At 68.4% G+C, this 13,668-nt stretch carries 11 protein-coding genes; 6 read left to right on the top strand and 5 right to left on the bottom strand.

Going from position 1 to position 13,668, the window contains the following annotated elements; translation table 11 throughout:
* Nucleotides 1-197 precede the first annotated feature (197 nt).
* From AB4Z47_RS19245 to AB4Z47_RS19255, 3 genes are all read right to left on the bottom strand, one after another.
* Nucleotides 198-1,010 (bottom strand): carbohydrate ABC transporter permease, encoded by an 813-nt coding sequence (locus AB4Z47_RS19245; RefSeq protein ID WP_441952657.1) that lies wholly within the window; start codon nucleotides 1,008-1,010, stop codon nucleotides 198-200.
* 92 nt (nucleotides 1,011-1,102) lie between these two features.
* Nucleotides 1,103-1,978: a carbohydrate ABC transporter permease gene (locus AB4Z47_RS19250; protein ID WP_441952659.1), complete on the bottom strand. Its 876-nt coding sequence runs from the start codon at nucleotides 1,976-1,978 to the stop codon at nucleotides 1,103-1,105.
* A gap of 68 nt (nucleotides 1,979-2,046) precedes the next feature.
* Nucleotides 2,047-3,363 (bottom strand): ABC transporter substrate-binding protein, encoded by a 1,317-nt coding sequence (locus AB4Z47_RS19255; protein ID WP_441952534.1) that lies wholly within the window; start codon nucleotides 3,361-3,363, stop codon nucleotides 2,047-2,049.
* 199 nt (nucleotides 3,364-3,562) lie between these two features.
* On the opposite strand from AB4Z47_RS19255, the gene AB4Z47_RS19260 reads away from it, so the two are divergent.
* The 6 genes from AB4Z47_RS19260 to AB4Z47_RS19285 all read left to right on the top strand — a co-directional run bounded on the left by AB4Z47_RS19260 (nucleotide 3,563) and on the right by AB4Z47_RS19285 (nucleotide 8,929).
* Nucleotides 3,563-5,821, top strand: coding sequence for a carbon starvation CstA family protein (locus AB4Z47_RS19260; protein ID WP_441952536.1), 2,259 nt, complete (start codon nucleotides 3,563-3,565; stop codon nucleotides 5,819-5,821).
* A complete protein-coding gene (locus tag AB4Z47_RS19265; RefSeq protein WP_441952538.1) occupies nucleotides 5,818-6,078 on the top strand; it encodes a YbdD/YjiX family protein in 261 nt (86 codons plus the stop codon). Before AB4Z47_RS19260 ends, AB4Z47_RS19265 begins: the two co-directional genes overlap by 4 nt.
* A gap of 183 nt (nucleotides 6,079-6,261) precedes the next feature.
* Nucleotides 6,262-7,884 (top strand): DNA-3-methyladenine glycosylase 2 family protein, encoded by a 1,623-nt coding sequence (locus tag AB4Z47_RS19270; protein WP_441952540.1) that lies wholly within the window; start codon nucleotides 6,262-6,264, stop codon nucleotides 7,882-7,884.
* A gap of 35 nt (nucleotides 7,885-7,919) precedes the next feature.
* Entirely contained in the window at nucleotides 7,920-8,423 is a 504-nt protein-coding gene (locus tag AB4Z47_RS19275) for a methylated-DNA--[protein]-cysteine S-methyltransferase (protein ID WP_441952661.1), read from the top strand.
* A 124-nt stretch (nucleotides 8,424-8,547) separates the two neighbouring features.
* The gene (locus AB4Z47_RS19280; protein WP_441952542.1) at nucleotides 8,548-8,724 is read left to right on the top strand and encodes a hypothetical protein; all 177 of its coding nucleotides are present in this window, start codon (nucleotides 8,548-8,550) and stop codon (nucleotides 8,722-8,724) included.
* Between the two features lie 40 nt (nucleotides 8,725-8,764).
* A complete protein-coding gene (locus tag AB4Z47_RS19285) occupies nucleotides 8,765-8,929 on the top strand; it encodes a hypothetical protein (protein ID WP_441952544.1) in 165 nt (54 codons plus the stop codon).
* 16 nt (nucleotides 8,930-8,945) lie between these two features.
* Here AB4Z47_RS19285 and AB4Z47_RS19290 read toward each other — a convergent pair whose 3' ends face one another.
* Together AB4Z47_RS19290 and AB4Z47_RS19295 are read right to left on the bottom strand one after the other, a co-directional pair.
* Nucleotides 8,946-12,431, bottom strand: a complete 3,486-nt coding sequence (locus AB4Z47_RS19290; protein WP_441952546.1) for an AAA family ATPase — start codon at nucleotides 12,429-12,431, stop codon at nucleotides 8,946-8,948.
* A gap of 37 nt (nucleotides 12,432-12,468) precedes the next feature.
* Nucleotides 12,469-13,647, bottom strand: coding sequence for an exonuclease SbcCD subunit D (locus AB4Z47_RS19295; protein ID WP_441952547.1), 1,179 nt, complete (start codon nucleotides 13,645-13,647; stop codon nucleotides 12,469-12,471).
* Between the last annotated feature and the right edge of the window lie 21 nt (nucleotides 13,648-13,668).

Raw genomic sequence — 13,668 nt, forward strand, 5'->3', positions numbered from 1 at the left:
CTCAACGAAGCCGCTCATGCGCCGAGCCGAACGAACGCTCAACGAAGCCGCTCATGCGCCGAGCCGAACGAACGCTCAACGAAGCCGCTCATGCGCCGAGCCGAACGAACGCTCAACGMAGCCGCTCATGCGCCGAGCCGAACGAACGCTCAACGMAGCCGCTCATGCGCCGGGCCGAGCGAACGCGAGGCAGCCGCCTAGCGACCACCGAGTCCCGACATGGCGATGCCGCGGATGAACGCGCGCTGTGCGATCGCATAGATCACCAGCAGCGGAAGCAGGATGACGACCGCGGCGGCCATGAGGATGGGCCACTGGGTGTGGTACTGGCCTTGCAGCCGGACCAGACCCAGTGTGGCGGTGGCGATCTCGTTGCGCTGGATCATGACCAGCGGCCAGAGGAAGTCGTTCCACACGGTGATCCAGGTGAGCACGGCGAGCACCATGAGGGCGGGCCGGGTGTGCGGCAGCAGGACCCGCCAGTAGACCTGCCAGGTGGAGCAGCCGTCGAGGATGGCCGCCTCCTCCAGTTCCGTCGGCAGCGTGCGGAAGAACTGGCGCATCAGGTAGGTGCCGAAGGCGCTGCCGAACAGGCCGGGCACGATCATCGCCCACGGCGTGTCCACCCAGCCGAATGCGCGCATCAGCAGGAACTGCGGAATCACCGTCACGGTCAGTGGCACCATCAGCGTCGCGAGGTAGGCCAGGAACAATACGTCGCGCCCACGAAAACGCAAGCGCGCAAAGGCATACCCGGCCAAAGAGCAGAAGAAGACCTGTCCCGCCGTGACGCACAGCGCGTAGACCGTGGTGTTGAGCAGCATCCGGCCCAGCGGCAGCAGGTCGAAGACCTTGCCGTAGTTCGACCACCGCGGACGCTGTGGAAGCAGCGCGGCGTCGGCGATCTCGCCGTCCTGCTTCAGGGACCCGGACACCGCCCACAGGATCGGTGCGAGCGCACACCACGCGACGACGACGAGCGCGGCGTACACCGCGGTGCCACGCACCATCCGCCGCACGATCGCCCGCTCTATCCGGCTGCGGGCGAGGAGCGCACTCCCGCGCCGGAACGGCAGCGCGCGTCGCACCACCTGGTAGGCGTTCACTGTTCGACCTCTGCCCGTCGGGCCATCCGCAGCTGCATCAGCGTCAGCAGGAACAGGATCGCGAAGATCACCCAGGCCAGCGCAGAGGCGTAGCCGACCTCGTAAAATCCGAAGGCGTTCTGGAACAACATGATCCCGAGCAGGTAGGTGCCCGTCTCCGGCCCGCCGTTGCCGCCGGTCAGCGCGTAGGCCTGGTCGAATGCCTGCACCGAGTTGATGATCGTGATGATGAAGACGAACGACAGCGGCCCGCGGATCAGTGGCAGGGTAATCGAGGTGAACCGCCGCAGCGCTCCGGCGCCGTCGATCTGCGCCGCCTCGTAGAGCGTTTCGGGCACGCCTTGCATAGCGGCGAGCAGGATGACCGTCGCGAACGGCACGCTCTTCCATACGGTGACGAGACTGAGCGAGACCAGCGCCCAATCCGGATCGATCAGCCACGGCACCGCGTCGATCCCGACCCAGCCGAGCGCGAGGTTCAGCAGCCCATCCTCGGTGAAGATGAACCGCCACACCACCGCCATCGCGACCGTGGAGGCGACCAGCGGCAGGAACACGATGGTCCGAAATATTCCGATACCACGTAACTTTCGATTCAGAACCGCGGCGACCGTGACCCCGATCGCCACCGTGGGCACCAATGTCAGCACGGTGAAAACGGCTGTGTTGCGCAACGCGATGAGAAACAGCGGGTCCGAACCGAACAACCGGTGATAGTTGTCCACACCGACAAATCGCATCGGGCTGAACAAGTCCCACGATTGAAAACTCAGATAGAGCGAGAAACCCAATGGAAACAACAAGAATACGGCGACGGCCCCCATATTGGGCGTGATGAACGCCCAACCTGCTCGTTCCCGCCGCCTGGCCAAATGGGTCGGCGCGCCGGCGGGGGCCTGACGGAGGGCTTTGCCGGCGGTTTGCGACCACCGCGCTCTCGTCATGGCATATCCAGAAGTGCGTCGACGTCGGAGGCGAAGCGGCCGTTCAGGGAAGCCGCGGTGGCCGCGCCGCGCAGGACCCGGTTGGAGCCGCGCTCCAGCAGCGCGGATACCTTGCCCCACGCAGGAGTCACCGGCAGCGGGCGGGAGTTGGCCGGGCCATCGGTGAACACCTCGAGATTGCGGATCTCGCGGTGTGCGGCGGAGAACTCCGGTGCGCCCATGGCGGATTTCAGCACCGGCACGAAGAGGCCGGACGCGGCGATAATGGCCTGCCCCACCGGTCCGGTCGCGAATTTGACGAACTCCCACGCCTGTTCGATACGCGGACTGTCCGCCGCGATGGACAGGCCCGTGCTGCCGACGTCGGTGCTGGCGCCGCGGCCGCCGTGCGGGCCGGTCGGCAGCACCGTGACGTCGATAGCGAGATCGTCGTGCCCGGCGAATTCGGAGTAGAGCCAGTGCCCGCCCAGCACCATCGCCGCCCGGCCGCGGCGGAACAGGTCTGGTGCCGAAACAGACTGCGTATCGGCAACTTTCGGCGCTACGCGGTGGCGCACCGCAAGATCGGCGTAGAACTGGAACCCTTCGGCGAACTTCGGATCACCGAGATTCGTCCTGGTCGGGCGCACCGACGGCGTGAACCACTCGGCACCGTTGTTCCTGCCGAAACAGGCCGCCGAGAAGTACGGCACCCAGGCGTCGGCGAAACCCCACCTGGTCCGCCCGGAAGACTCGTGACTGGTCAACGCGCGGGCCGTAGCCAGGAACTCGTCGAACGACCAGGCGTCGCGCCAGCGGGCGGGCGGGGTGACCCCGGCGTCGGCGAACAGCTCGCGATTGCAATAGAGGAATACCCCCGACCATTGTTCGGGCAAGGCGTACTGCCCGCCCCCGTAGGCGAAGGTGTCATACAGCGCCGGGTAGCTGTCGGCCCGCAGCGCGGCGGCGTAGGCCGGATCGCGATCGAGCAGCGTGTTCAGATCCAGCAGTACGCCACGCTCGGCCAAGCCGGAATACAGCAGCTCCCACGCCATCATCACGTCCGGGCACTTGCCGCCCGCGCAGTAGGTGAGCATCTGCTGCAGCGGGTCCGGACCGGACATTATGGTACGAATCCTGATGTCCGGGTACCGATTCCGGAATTCGTCGATGATCTTCAGCCGCACCCGCGCCTCTTCCGGCCTGGCCTGGAAGAAGAAAGTCAGCGCGTCGTCGGGAGACCCGCACCCGGCGCCGGCGAGCAGCGGCGCGGCCAGTGCCGACCCGAGCAGCGTCCGACGACGGACCGGGGCGACGGGGGTGGGACGCGACACAACCCTCCTCGGGGGCGGATGTGGAGCTTCTCGAACCGCATGGCAGCATACTTCCGGCTACATCGGCGTGACGGCCGACACATGAACAATATTTCACGGTGCCCGCCCTGAATGCGGAATCGGCACACGTCGGGCACCGATCGGATACGTTGTCACATGTTTCGGCAGGATCCTGCGTGTTTTACAGGAGAGTAAATAGATGGCGACAATCGAATATCTGCGGACCGATCCCGATCTGCCGCCTGTCGGCGTGGTCGACAAGTCACCGATCACTCCTGCCAAGAAAGCGATCTTCGCCGGGATCGCCGTACTCGGCGCCATCGCGTGGGCAGTGCTCGCTATCTCGCGTGGCGAATCCGTCAACGCCGTGTGGATCGTGATCGCCGCGGTCAGCACCTACATCATCGCGTACCGGTTCTACGCCAGGTTCATCGAACGCAAGATCACCAAACCGCGCGACGACCTGGCCACGCCCGCCGAGATCCTGGAGAACGGCAAGGATTACATGCCGATGGACCGGCGGGTGCTCTACGGGCACCACTTCGCCGCCATCGCGGGCGCCGGCCCGCTGGTCGGCCCGGTACTCGCCGCGCAGATGGGCTACCTGCCAGGGACGATCTGGATCGTGGTCGGCGTCGTGCTGGCCGGTGCGGTGCAGGACTACCTGGTGCTGTGGGTCTCGATGAAGCGGCGCGGGCGCAGCCTCGGGCAGATGGCCCGCGACGAGCTGGGCGTGATCGGCGGCTGGTCGGCCATCGTCGGCGTACTCGTGATCATGATGATTCTGCTTGCGGTGCTCGCGCTGGTGGTGGTCAACGCGCTCGCCCACAGCCCGTGGGGTGTCTTCTCGATCGGCATGACCATTCCGATCGCGCTGTTCATGGGCGTGTACCTGCGCTTCCTGCGGCCGGGCAAGGTCGGCGAGGTGTCCGCCATCGGGTTCGCGCTGCTGATCCTGGCCATCCTCGGCGGCGGCTGGGTGTCGGAAACAGACTGGGGCGCCGACTGGTTCACGCTCTCGCCGGTGACCATCTCCTGGCTGCTGATCGCCTACGGCTTCGTCGCCTCGGTGCTTCCGGTGTGGCTGCTGCTCGCGCCGCGCGACTATCTGTCCACCTTCATGAAGGTCGGCACCATCATCCTGCTTGCGGTCGGCATTTTGGTCACGCTTCCGGTGCTGAAGGCGCCCGCCGTCTCGGATTTCGCGGCCTCCGGCACCGGTCCCGCCTTCGCGGGCTCGCTGTTCCCGTTCCTGTTCATCACCATCGCCTGCGGCGCGCTGAGCGGTTTCCACGCGCTGGTCTCCTCCGGCACCACGCCGAAGCTGCTGGAGAAGGAATCGCACGCGAAGATGATCGGCTACGGCGGCATGCTGATGGAGTCGTTCGTCGCGGTCATGGCCATCATCACCGCCTCGATCATCGACCAGCACCTGTATTTCGCGATGAACGCACCGCTCGGACTCACCGGCGGCACGGCGGAGAAGGCCGCGGCCTACACCAACAGCCTCGGACTGAGCGGTCCCCCGGTGACGCCCGCCGAACTGAGCCAGGCCGCAAGCGATGTCGGCGAGACCAGCATCATCTCCCGTACCGGCGGCGCGCCGACGTTGGCCGTCGGCATCTCCGAGGTGTTTCACCAGTTCCTCGGTGGCGCGAGCATGAAGTCGTTCTGGTACCACTTCGCGATCATGTTCGAGGCGCTGTTCATCCTCACCACGATCGACGCGGGCACCCGCGTCGCGCGCTTCATGCTGTCGGACGCGCTGGGCAACTTCGGCGGTGCGGCGAAGAAGTTCCGTGACCCGTCCTGGCGGGTCGGCGCGTGGCTGTGCTCGGGCGTCGTAGTCGCGGCGTGGGGTTCGATCCTGCTGATGGGTGTTACCGACCCGCTGGGCGGCATCAACACGCTGTTCCCGCTGTTCGGCATCGCCAACCAGTTGCTCGCGGCGATGGCGCTGACCGTGGTTCTGGTGATCGTGGTGAAGAAGGGCCTGGCCAAGTGGGCATGGATTCCGGCGATTCCACTGGTCTGGGATCTCGCGGTGACCATGAGCGCGTCCTGGCAGAAGATCTTCTCCGACGATCCGAAACTCGGATACTGGAAGCAGCACAGCATCTGTCAGACGGCGCAGGACGCCGGGAAGCTGTGCCTGACTGCGAAGACCCAGGACGATATGACCGCGATCGTGCGCAATACCTTCATCCAAGGCACGCTGTCGATTCTGTTCGCGGCGCTGGTGCTGATCGTCGCGGTGGTCGGCGCGGTGGTGGCGTTCCGTGCCTGGCGCTCCGGCCGGACCACGACCACCGAGACCCCCGAAGAGCCGTCGAAGATCTTCGCGCCCAGCGGTTTCGTCGCCACCCCGGCGGAGAAGGAAGTCCAGAAGCAGTGGGACGAGCTGATCGCGGCTGGAAAGGTTCGCGCGCCCGGCGCGGCGCACGCGCACGCACGATGAACGACGCCACGGCGCCGCGTGCCGGCCGGTCCGCACGACCGGTCGGCACGCGGCTGCGCGCCGCGGCACATGCCTGCGTCGGCGGCGCTCGCGCCGGCGTCTGGTGGTTCAACTCGATCCTGGGCGGGCAGGATTACCGGCGGTATGTCGATCATCTGCGGCGAAATCATCCCGGTTGCGAGATTCCGACCGAACGGGAGTACTGGCGCCGGCGCCATGCCGACGCAGACCGCAATCCCACCAATCGCTGCTGCTGAGTCCCGCCGAGGGCACGGATTTCTCGGTGCGCGCCGCCGCACGTCGAGTTGTTAGTTCACGCAATATTCGGCCGCTTGATCGTTGTGCGATGTCACCGCGGTCGTGCGAAGCGCGGACCCCAGCACGGGATGGTGGCTGATTTCCGCTAGCACGGGTCGGCCGCAGCTGACATTGTGGTTGACGTGACGATCACGGCATTGGATTTCGAGCGCTGCTATCGGGCGGTGTCGACTCGCGACTCCCGATTCGACGGGCAATTCTTCACCGCGGTGCGCACTACCGGAATCTATTGCCGCCCTTCGTGTCCGGCTATCACGCCGAAGCGTGCCAATGTGTCGTTCCTGCCGACCGCCGCCGCGGCGCAGCAGGCGGGCTACCGCGCTTGCCGCCGCTGTCTGCCGGACGCGGCGCCCGGCTCGCCGTTGTGGAACACCAGGGCGGATCTGGCCGCGCGGGCGATGCGGCTGATCGGCGACGGCGTCATCGAACGCGGCGGGGTACCCGCGCTGGCCGCCACGCTGGGCTATTCGCAGCGACAGCTCACCCGCGTGCTGACCACCGAGTTGGGCGCCGGACCGTTGGCGCTGGCCCGTGCGCACCGCGCGCACACCGCGCGGCTGCTGATCCAGACCACGGCGATGCCCATGTCGGACATCGCGTTCGCTGCCGGGTTCGCCTCGATCCGCCAGTTCAACGACACGGTGCGCGAGGTGTTCGCGGTCAGCCCGACCACAATGCGGACCGAGGCGCAACGTGCGAGAAACGGGTCCGCGGCACGCCCGGCGCCCGTCACCAACGGATCGCTCACCCTGCGGCTGCCCTACCGGGAGCCGCTGGACCGCGCCTGGCTGGAATGGTTTTTCTCCGCACACGTCGCCCCCGGCGTGGAGCTGTGGGAGAACCGCGCCTACACCAGGAACCTGCGCACCCCGCACGGGCACGCCACGACGCGGCTGAGCTTCCAGCGCGACCACGTACGGGCCGAGTTGTCCCTGCACGATATGCGCGACCTGGCACCAACGGTGGCGCGGTTGCGGCATCTGCTGGATCTGGACGCCGACCCGATCGGCATCGACGAAGCGCTCGGCGTCGGGCCAGCACAACCCGGGCCGTCCGCCGAACGGCTGTCGGACAACCACACCGAGCAACTGCCGGACGCGGGTGCGGGTTCGCCACCGGATGCCGAGGTGATGCCCGAGGTCAGCCGGTCCGGCGCACGGCGGCCCTCGTTCACGCCGGGCATTCGGGTGCCCGGCTGCCTCGACGCAGCCGAGCTGTTGCTACGCACCATGATCGGACAGCAGATCTCGGTGTCCGCTGCCGCCACGCACACCGCCCGGCTGGTCGAAACGCTCGGCGAGCGAGTGGACGGGCCGCTCCCCCTGCTGTTCCCCGCCCCGGACGTGATCGCCGAACGCGGCGCCGAGGTCTTGACCGGCCCCGCGCGGCGGGTCCGCTCGATCGTCGCCGCGGCGGAGGCGCTCGCCTCAGGTGAGCTGGTGCTGCACCAGGGTCGCACCGCCGTCGATCTGCGCCGCGAACTGCTCGCGCTGGACGGGGTCGGGCCGTGGACGGCCGACTACGTGACCATGCGCCTGCTCGCCGAACCGGACGTCCTCCTCGGCACCGACTTGGTCGTCCGCCAGGGCGCGAACCTGCTCGGCATCGACCTGAAGGACACCGCGCGCTGGGCGCCGTGGAGGTCGTACCTGTCCATGCACCTATGGAAGGCGGCGTTGACGGAACGTGCCACGCGATCGAGCACTTCCACGCACGCCACGAAGAAAGGCAGTGTCGAAACATGAACGCCACCACCACAACCCGCTCCAGCGTTGGCGAAATGCGCAACCTCACCGCGGACTTCGCCGTCATCGCCACCCCGGTCGGACCGTTCACCGCGCTCGTCGATGCGGACGGAGCCGTTCTGGCCTCCGGCTGGACCGCCGACGCGGAGAACCTCCGCGGCCTGATCCATCCCACGCTGCGCCCGGCCGCGCTGCGGCAACGGGACTCGCTTGGCGAGGTGACCAGCGCGGTCACCGCATACCACGAAGGCGACCTCACGGCGATCGATCCGATTCCCATTCGCCAGCAGTCCGGGCAGTTCCTGGTACACGCCTGGGCCGTGCTGCGCATGGTCCGGCCGGGTAGCCCGCTCACCTACACCGAATTCGCCGCCCGCGCCGGCCGCCCCGAGGCCACCCGTGCCGCGGCCAACGCGTGTGCCCGCAACGCCGCCGCGCTGTTCGTGCCCTGTCACCGGGTCGTCCGCATCGGCGGAGCGCTCGGTGGCTTCCGCTGGGGCCTCGATGTGAAGCGCTGGCTGCTGGGCCATGAGACCTAGGATGCACGATCCGCCCGTGCACAGCCACTGTCGGGCGCCGCCGCAAGAAGATCGGATATTCGACCGCCGGAGAGCCGAAAGCATGCGATGACGTCAAAGCATGCGATGACGTCCGACCAACGTCATGATTCTTCTCGATGATCTCGACTCAGGCGAACTGCCTCCCGAAATACTGATCAGCTCGGTGACGATGGCTGAACTCGCGGCAGGATCGCACTACACCGATGATCCCGCGGAACGTGCCCGCCGCATCGAACGGCTGCAGAACGCCGAGGCGCTGTTCGAGCCGGTTACCCTTTGATACCCAGGCCACGCGCCGCTATGGACACATTGTCGCTGCCGTGCTGGCCGCCGGACGTAGTCCCAAGCCTCGCCGTATTGATCTGCTGATCGCGGCGATCGCATCGGCCCATCGTCTGCCTCTTTTCACTGTCGATCCGAAGGATTTCGCGGGCCTGGAGAATCTCGTCACCATATCCGCAGTGACCCATCCGGACGATCGCTGACAAGCCGCTCGCGGCGTCAGGCAACGGTGGCTTCCAGGTGGGAACCGGTGCGGCCGCGCAGGACGTGTAGGCGGCTCGGGATGCGCTGGCGCATCTCGTCTACGTGACTGACCACGCCGACTACCCGGCCACCGGCCCGGAGTTCGTCGAGCACTCCCATCACGGCGTCGAGGGTGTCCGCGTCGAGACCGCCGAAACCCTCGTCGATGAAGAGGGTGTCCAGCACCAGGCCGCCCGATTCGGCTGCGACGGTGTCGGCCAGGCCGAGCGCCAACGACAGCGAGGCCATGAATGTTTCGCCGCCGGACAGTGTCTTGGCCGGTCGGACGACGCCGGTGTAGTCGTCGCGGATGTCGAGCCCGAGCCCGCCTCGGCGACCGCGCGGCCCCGCCTTGTCGGAGTGGACGAATTCGTAGCGGCCACCGGACATCCTGCGCAGCCGCACCGACCCCGCCTGCGCCACCTCTTCCAGGCGGGCGGCCAGGACATAGGAGCGCAGCGACATGCGCCGATTGTTCTCCCCCCGCCCCGCGACGACCTCCGCGAGACCGGCCAGTTCCGCATAGGCCTGCTGCGCGGGGGCGATTCGGTCGACGGCGGCCCAGAGCTGGCCGCCGAGATCCTCGAGCAGACTCACCCGCTTGCTCGCTTCGGCGTGGGCGGCGACCGCGGCGTTCAACCTGTCCTGCGCGGCAGCGACCTGCGCGTCGAGTTCGGCAAGGTCGCCAGGCTCCAGCGCCATCGCCGCTCGGATCTCCGGTTCCGCCAGCACCGCTTCCGCGTGGGCACGGGCCCGGTCGGCTGCCACGAGTTCCGCCTCGAGCTCGGCCTGCCGCTCTGGGGTACGGGAGGCAGCGGTGACGACCTTCGCGTAGGCGGTCAGCACCGCGACGTCATCGCGCGGAGCACTCGTCGCGGCGCGGACCGCAACCTTGCGGATATCGCGCACCGAATCGACGTCGACGTCGGCGGCGGCGGCGGCAGCGGCAGCGGCAGCAGCGCCGTCGGCGGCGGAAGCAATGCCGACGTCGGCAGCCGCGGCATCGCCGTCGGCGGCGGCAGAGTCGGCGGCAGCAGCGCCGTCGGCGGCGGAAGCAATGCCGACGTCGGCAGCCGCGGCATCGCCGTCGGCGGCGGCAGAGTCGGCGGCGGCAGAGTCGGCGGCGGCAGAGTCGGCGGCGGCAGAGTCGGCGGCGGCAGAGTCCGCGGGCACAGCAAAGGCCTCGCAGGACTGGACCACACTGCCCGCCGTCTCGTCCGCGGCGGCCGCACGATGTGCCGGTGCCGCGGAGCCGCCGACGCCGGGCCGCGGATCGCCGACTGGTACTTCTGGCACGAAACCCGCTGCACAGGAGAGGTTTTCGACTCGGTTGGCAATCACCGACACCTGATCCCGGGTGGCCGCCGCCTCCACCCGGGCATCGCGGAGAGCGGTGGCGTCCGCGACCAGGGCGATGAGCCTGGCCCGGCGGCGGTCGATGGTCTCGTCGTCGCCCGCGGCTGTGCGCAAGCGGGCGGTGAGTTCGGCGAGGCGAATGTCGGCGGAGGCGATGGTGGCGGCGACGGCGCTGCGGCGGGCGGTGGACTCGCGCAGCTCGTTGTGCAGGCGGGTTTCGTCCCCGCGTAGCCTGGCCAGTTCGACGGTGCTGCCGTCGGCGCGCGCCGCCAGCTCGGCGTTGTCCTCGTAGCGGTCGGTGGCGGCGCGCAGCGCGGCGGCGAGTTCGACGCGGTCGGCGTCGCCGCCACGCGCGATGAGCGCTTCGATCTCCCGTTCGAGCCCGGTGATGCGGGCAAGCACCCGGTCGCGGTGGTCTTCCGCCGCGCGCTCGGCCACCACGGCGGCGTCCTCTTCGGCCTTGGACACCGCGGTGACGGTGGGCTGGGCGGGCACGGGATGGTCCGCGGACCCGCAGACCGCGCACGGTCGGCCGTCGACCAACTCGCCGGCGAGTTCGGCGGCCATGCCGGTCAGTCTGCGCTCGCGCAGGTCGAGCACGAGCTCCTTGGCATCGAGGTGCGCCGTGCGGGCGGTCTCGAACTCGACCCTGGCGTGGTCGAGTGCCGTTCGGCGGGTGGCCAGTTCGACGGCGGCCGTCGCGGCGGTCTGCAGGCGTTCGGTTTCCGCGGTGAGCCCCGGCAGCGCCGCGACCGCTTCGGCCGCCTCGCGCGCTCTGGCCTCAGCGGTGGCAAGCGCGCCGGGAATCTCGTCGCGCAGCTCGGTGAGCTTCGTGATCCGCGTGGCCAGCGCCACGTCTTCGTCGCGCAGCGCATTCAGCTCGCCGCTGAGGCGGGCGGCGGTGGCGGCATCGGCGCGCACTTCGTCCAGCGCGCCGATCTGCCCGCTCCAACGCCGGATGGCCACGTCGAGGTCGGCGTCCTCCCATATCTCCGGCACACCCTCCCTCGTGGCACCCTCGAATCGGACCAGCTCGGTGCCACCGAGATCGGAACCCGCCGGATCGAGCAGTTCAACCGCCAATTGCTGTGCTGCGCTGCGATTTTCGCTCTCCTTGCGGCGCAAGGCCAGCACCGACGAGCGCGCCTCGCCGATCGCGGCGGCGACCGGTTCGGCGCGGCGCGCGAGCTCGAGTTCTGCCTGCAAGGCGGCGCGCCGGTCGGCGCTCGCAGCGTAGTCATCGAGCTGCCGACGGGCCGTGGCCATGCGGCGGTGCAGCTCGTGCAGCCGACGCTGTTCCTCGGCTTTCGCGCGCGTCCGTGCCGAGTCCTGGTGGCAGTGTTCGGCTCGCTTGGCGGACGTGGTCAGATCGGCGCGCGCGGTGGATAGCAGATCCTGCGACCACCCGACGGCCTCCAGCGGGCCGACCGACTCCGCCACTCCGACCCCGGCCGCCATGCCGACCTGGGTGATCAGCCGATCGATGCCCTGCTTGCGCGCTTCCAAATCGGCTTCCGCGGCGCGGCGTCTGTCCGCCAGCCACTGCTCGGCGGTACCGAAACGCCGGGTGTCGAAGAGCTTTTCGAGCAGCTTCTCCCGATCTTCGTTCTCCGCCCGCAGAAATCGGGCGAAATCGCCCTGCGGCAGCAGCACCACCTGGAAGAACTGGTCGGCGCTCATGCCGAGCAGGCGAAGGATCTCGTCACCGATATCGCCGATCCGGGAGAGGTTTTCGCCGCTGCCGTCCAACCAGGTCAGCGTCGCCTTGGCGGGTTCGGTGCGCATGCCGGTGCCGCGCCGTTTGGGCCGCTCGAATTCGGGTGTGCGGGTCACGCGCAGCCGCCGCCCGCCAAGAGTCGCCTCGAGCACAACCTGCGGCGGCGTCTGCTCCGGTGCGTGATCGGAGTGCAGCCGCTTGCTCTCACCGCGCGCGCCCGGAACCCGGCCGTAGAGGGCGAAGGCGATCGCGTCCAGCACGGTCGTCTTGCCCGCGCCGGTCTGACCGTGCAGCAAAAACAGCCCGTCGGCGCCGAGCACGTCGAAGTCGACTGCCGTGGCCTCGGCGAACGGGCCGAACGCGGTCATCTCCAGCTTGTGCAGCCTCATGCCGCCACGACCATGCCGACACCCGGATACGGCACGATCATGCGGACAATTCCCCGCTCATGGCGGCGACCGCCACTTCCGGCTCCCGTTCCGCGACGGCGGCGGCGAGCGCGCGTTCCAGCCATGCCATTTCGCCACCGCTCGGCGCACCACGGACGTCCGTGAGGAAGCTGTGGGCGACTTCGGTGTCGCGGCGACCGTGCACCCGCTCACGGTAGCGCAATTCGGGGTTGCCACCGGGCCGCATCCATTCCACGTGCACCGCGAACGGGAACCGTTCCCGCAGCTTGCGCATGGCGTCGACAGGACGGGCGATGTCGGTGAGCACCGCAGAGACGTAGTGCTGCTCGGCCGCGGTGTAGTCCGCGTCGGTCAGCAATTCGTCGAGGGTGCCGGTGATTTTGCTCAATCCCCGTACCACCGGCAGATCCCTGCGCCGGACCGAGCGCAATCCGGTCTCGTCCAGTTCGACGATCCACACCGCCTTGCTATGCGAGTTCTCCGCGAACGAATACGGTAGCGGCGAGCCGGAGTAGCGCACCGACTCCGACAGCGTCTGCGGCGAATGCAGGTGGCCCAGCGCCACGTAGTCGATGCCATCGAAGGCGGACAGCGGCACCGTTTCCACTCCGCCGACCGAGATCGATCGTTCCGATCCCGTGGCCTCCCCGCCGACGACGAAGGCATGCGCGAGCACGACCGTCCGCACGTCATCGCGGCCGGCGATGTCCGTGCGGATCCGGCCCATCGCGGCGTCGAGGATCTCCGCATGCGAACGCGCCTGCGGCACATCGAGTTCGGCGCGGGTGATCTCCGGCTCCAGGTAGGGGATGCCGTAGAACGCCACAGGTCCGTGCTCGTCCTCGAGCAGAACCGGCCGGTCGGCATCGGCGACGGTGGTGCGCAGATGCAGCCCGCCCGCCGCGGCGAAACTCGCGCCCGCCCCGAGCCGCGCGGGCGAATCGTGGTTACCCGACGTCGCGACGATATGCGCCCCGGCCGCGCGGATGGCCTCGAATCCCCGGTTGCACACCGCGATCGCGTCGGCACTGGGGATGGACCGGTCATATACATCCCCCGGCAGCACGACGACGTCGACCGACTCCTCCACCACCAGCTCCGCGATCGCGGCCAGTGAACGGGCCTGGTCGGCAAGCAGATCCACGCCATGGAACGTGCGCCCGATATGCCAGTCCGAGGTGTGCAGCATCCGCATGCCGCGAAACCGTAGGCCAAC

Source organism: Nocardia sp. 2TAF39, from assembly GCF_052114905.1.
GTDB lineage: Bacteria > Actinomycetota > Actinomycetes > Mycobacteriales > Mycobacteriaceae > Nocardia.

Bases quoted from the DNA above. Each gene is read 5' to 3' on its own strand.
- AB4Z47_RS19260 (WP_441952536.1), top strand. From the start codon at position 3,563: ATGGCGACAATCGAATATCTGCGGACCGATCCCGATCTGCCGCCTGTC.
- AB4Z47_RS19295 (WP_441952547.1), bottom strand. From the start codon at position 13,647: ATGCGGATGCTGCACACCTCGGACTGGCATATCGGGCGCACGTTCCAT.
- AB4Z47_RS19275 (WP_441952661.1), top strand. From the start codon at position 7,920: ATGCGCAACCTCACCGCGGACTTCGCCGTCATCGCCACCCCGGTCGGA.
- AB4Z47_RS19280 (WP_441952542.1), top strand. From the start codon at position 8,548: ATGATTCTTCTCGATGATCTCGACTCAGGCGAACTGCCTCCCGAAATA.
- AB4Z47_RS19245 (WP_441952657.1), bottom strand. From the start codon at position 1,010: ATGGTGCGTGGCACCGCGGTGTACGCCGCGCTCGTCGTCGTCGCGTGG.
- AB4Z47_RS19290 (WP_441952546.1), bottom strand. From the start codon at position 12,431: ATGAGGCTGCACAAGCTGGAGATGACCGCGTTCGGCCCGTTCGCCGAG.
- AB4Z47_RS19265 (WP_441952538.1), top strand. From the start codon at position 5,818: ATGAACGACGCCACGGCGCCGCGTGCCGGCCGGTCCGCACGACCGGTC.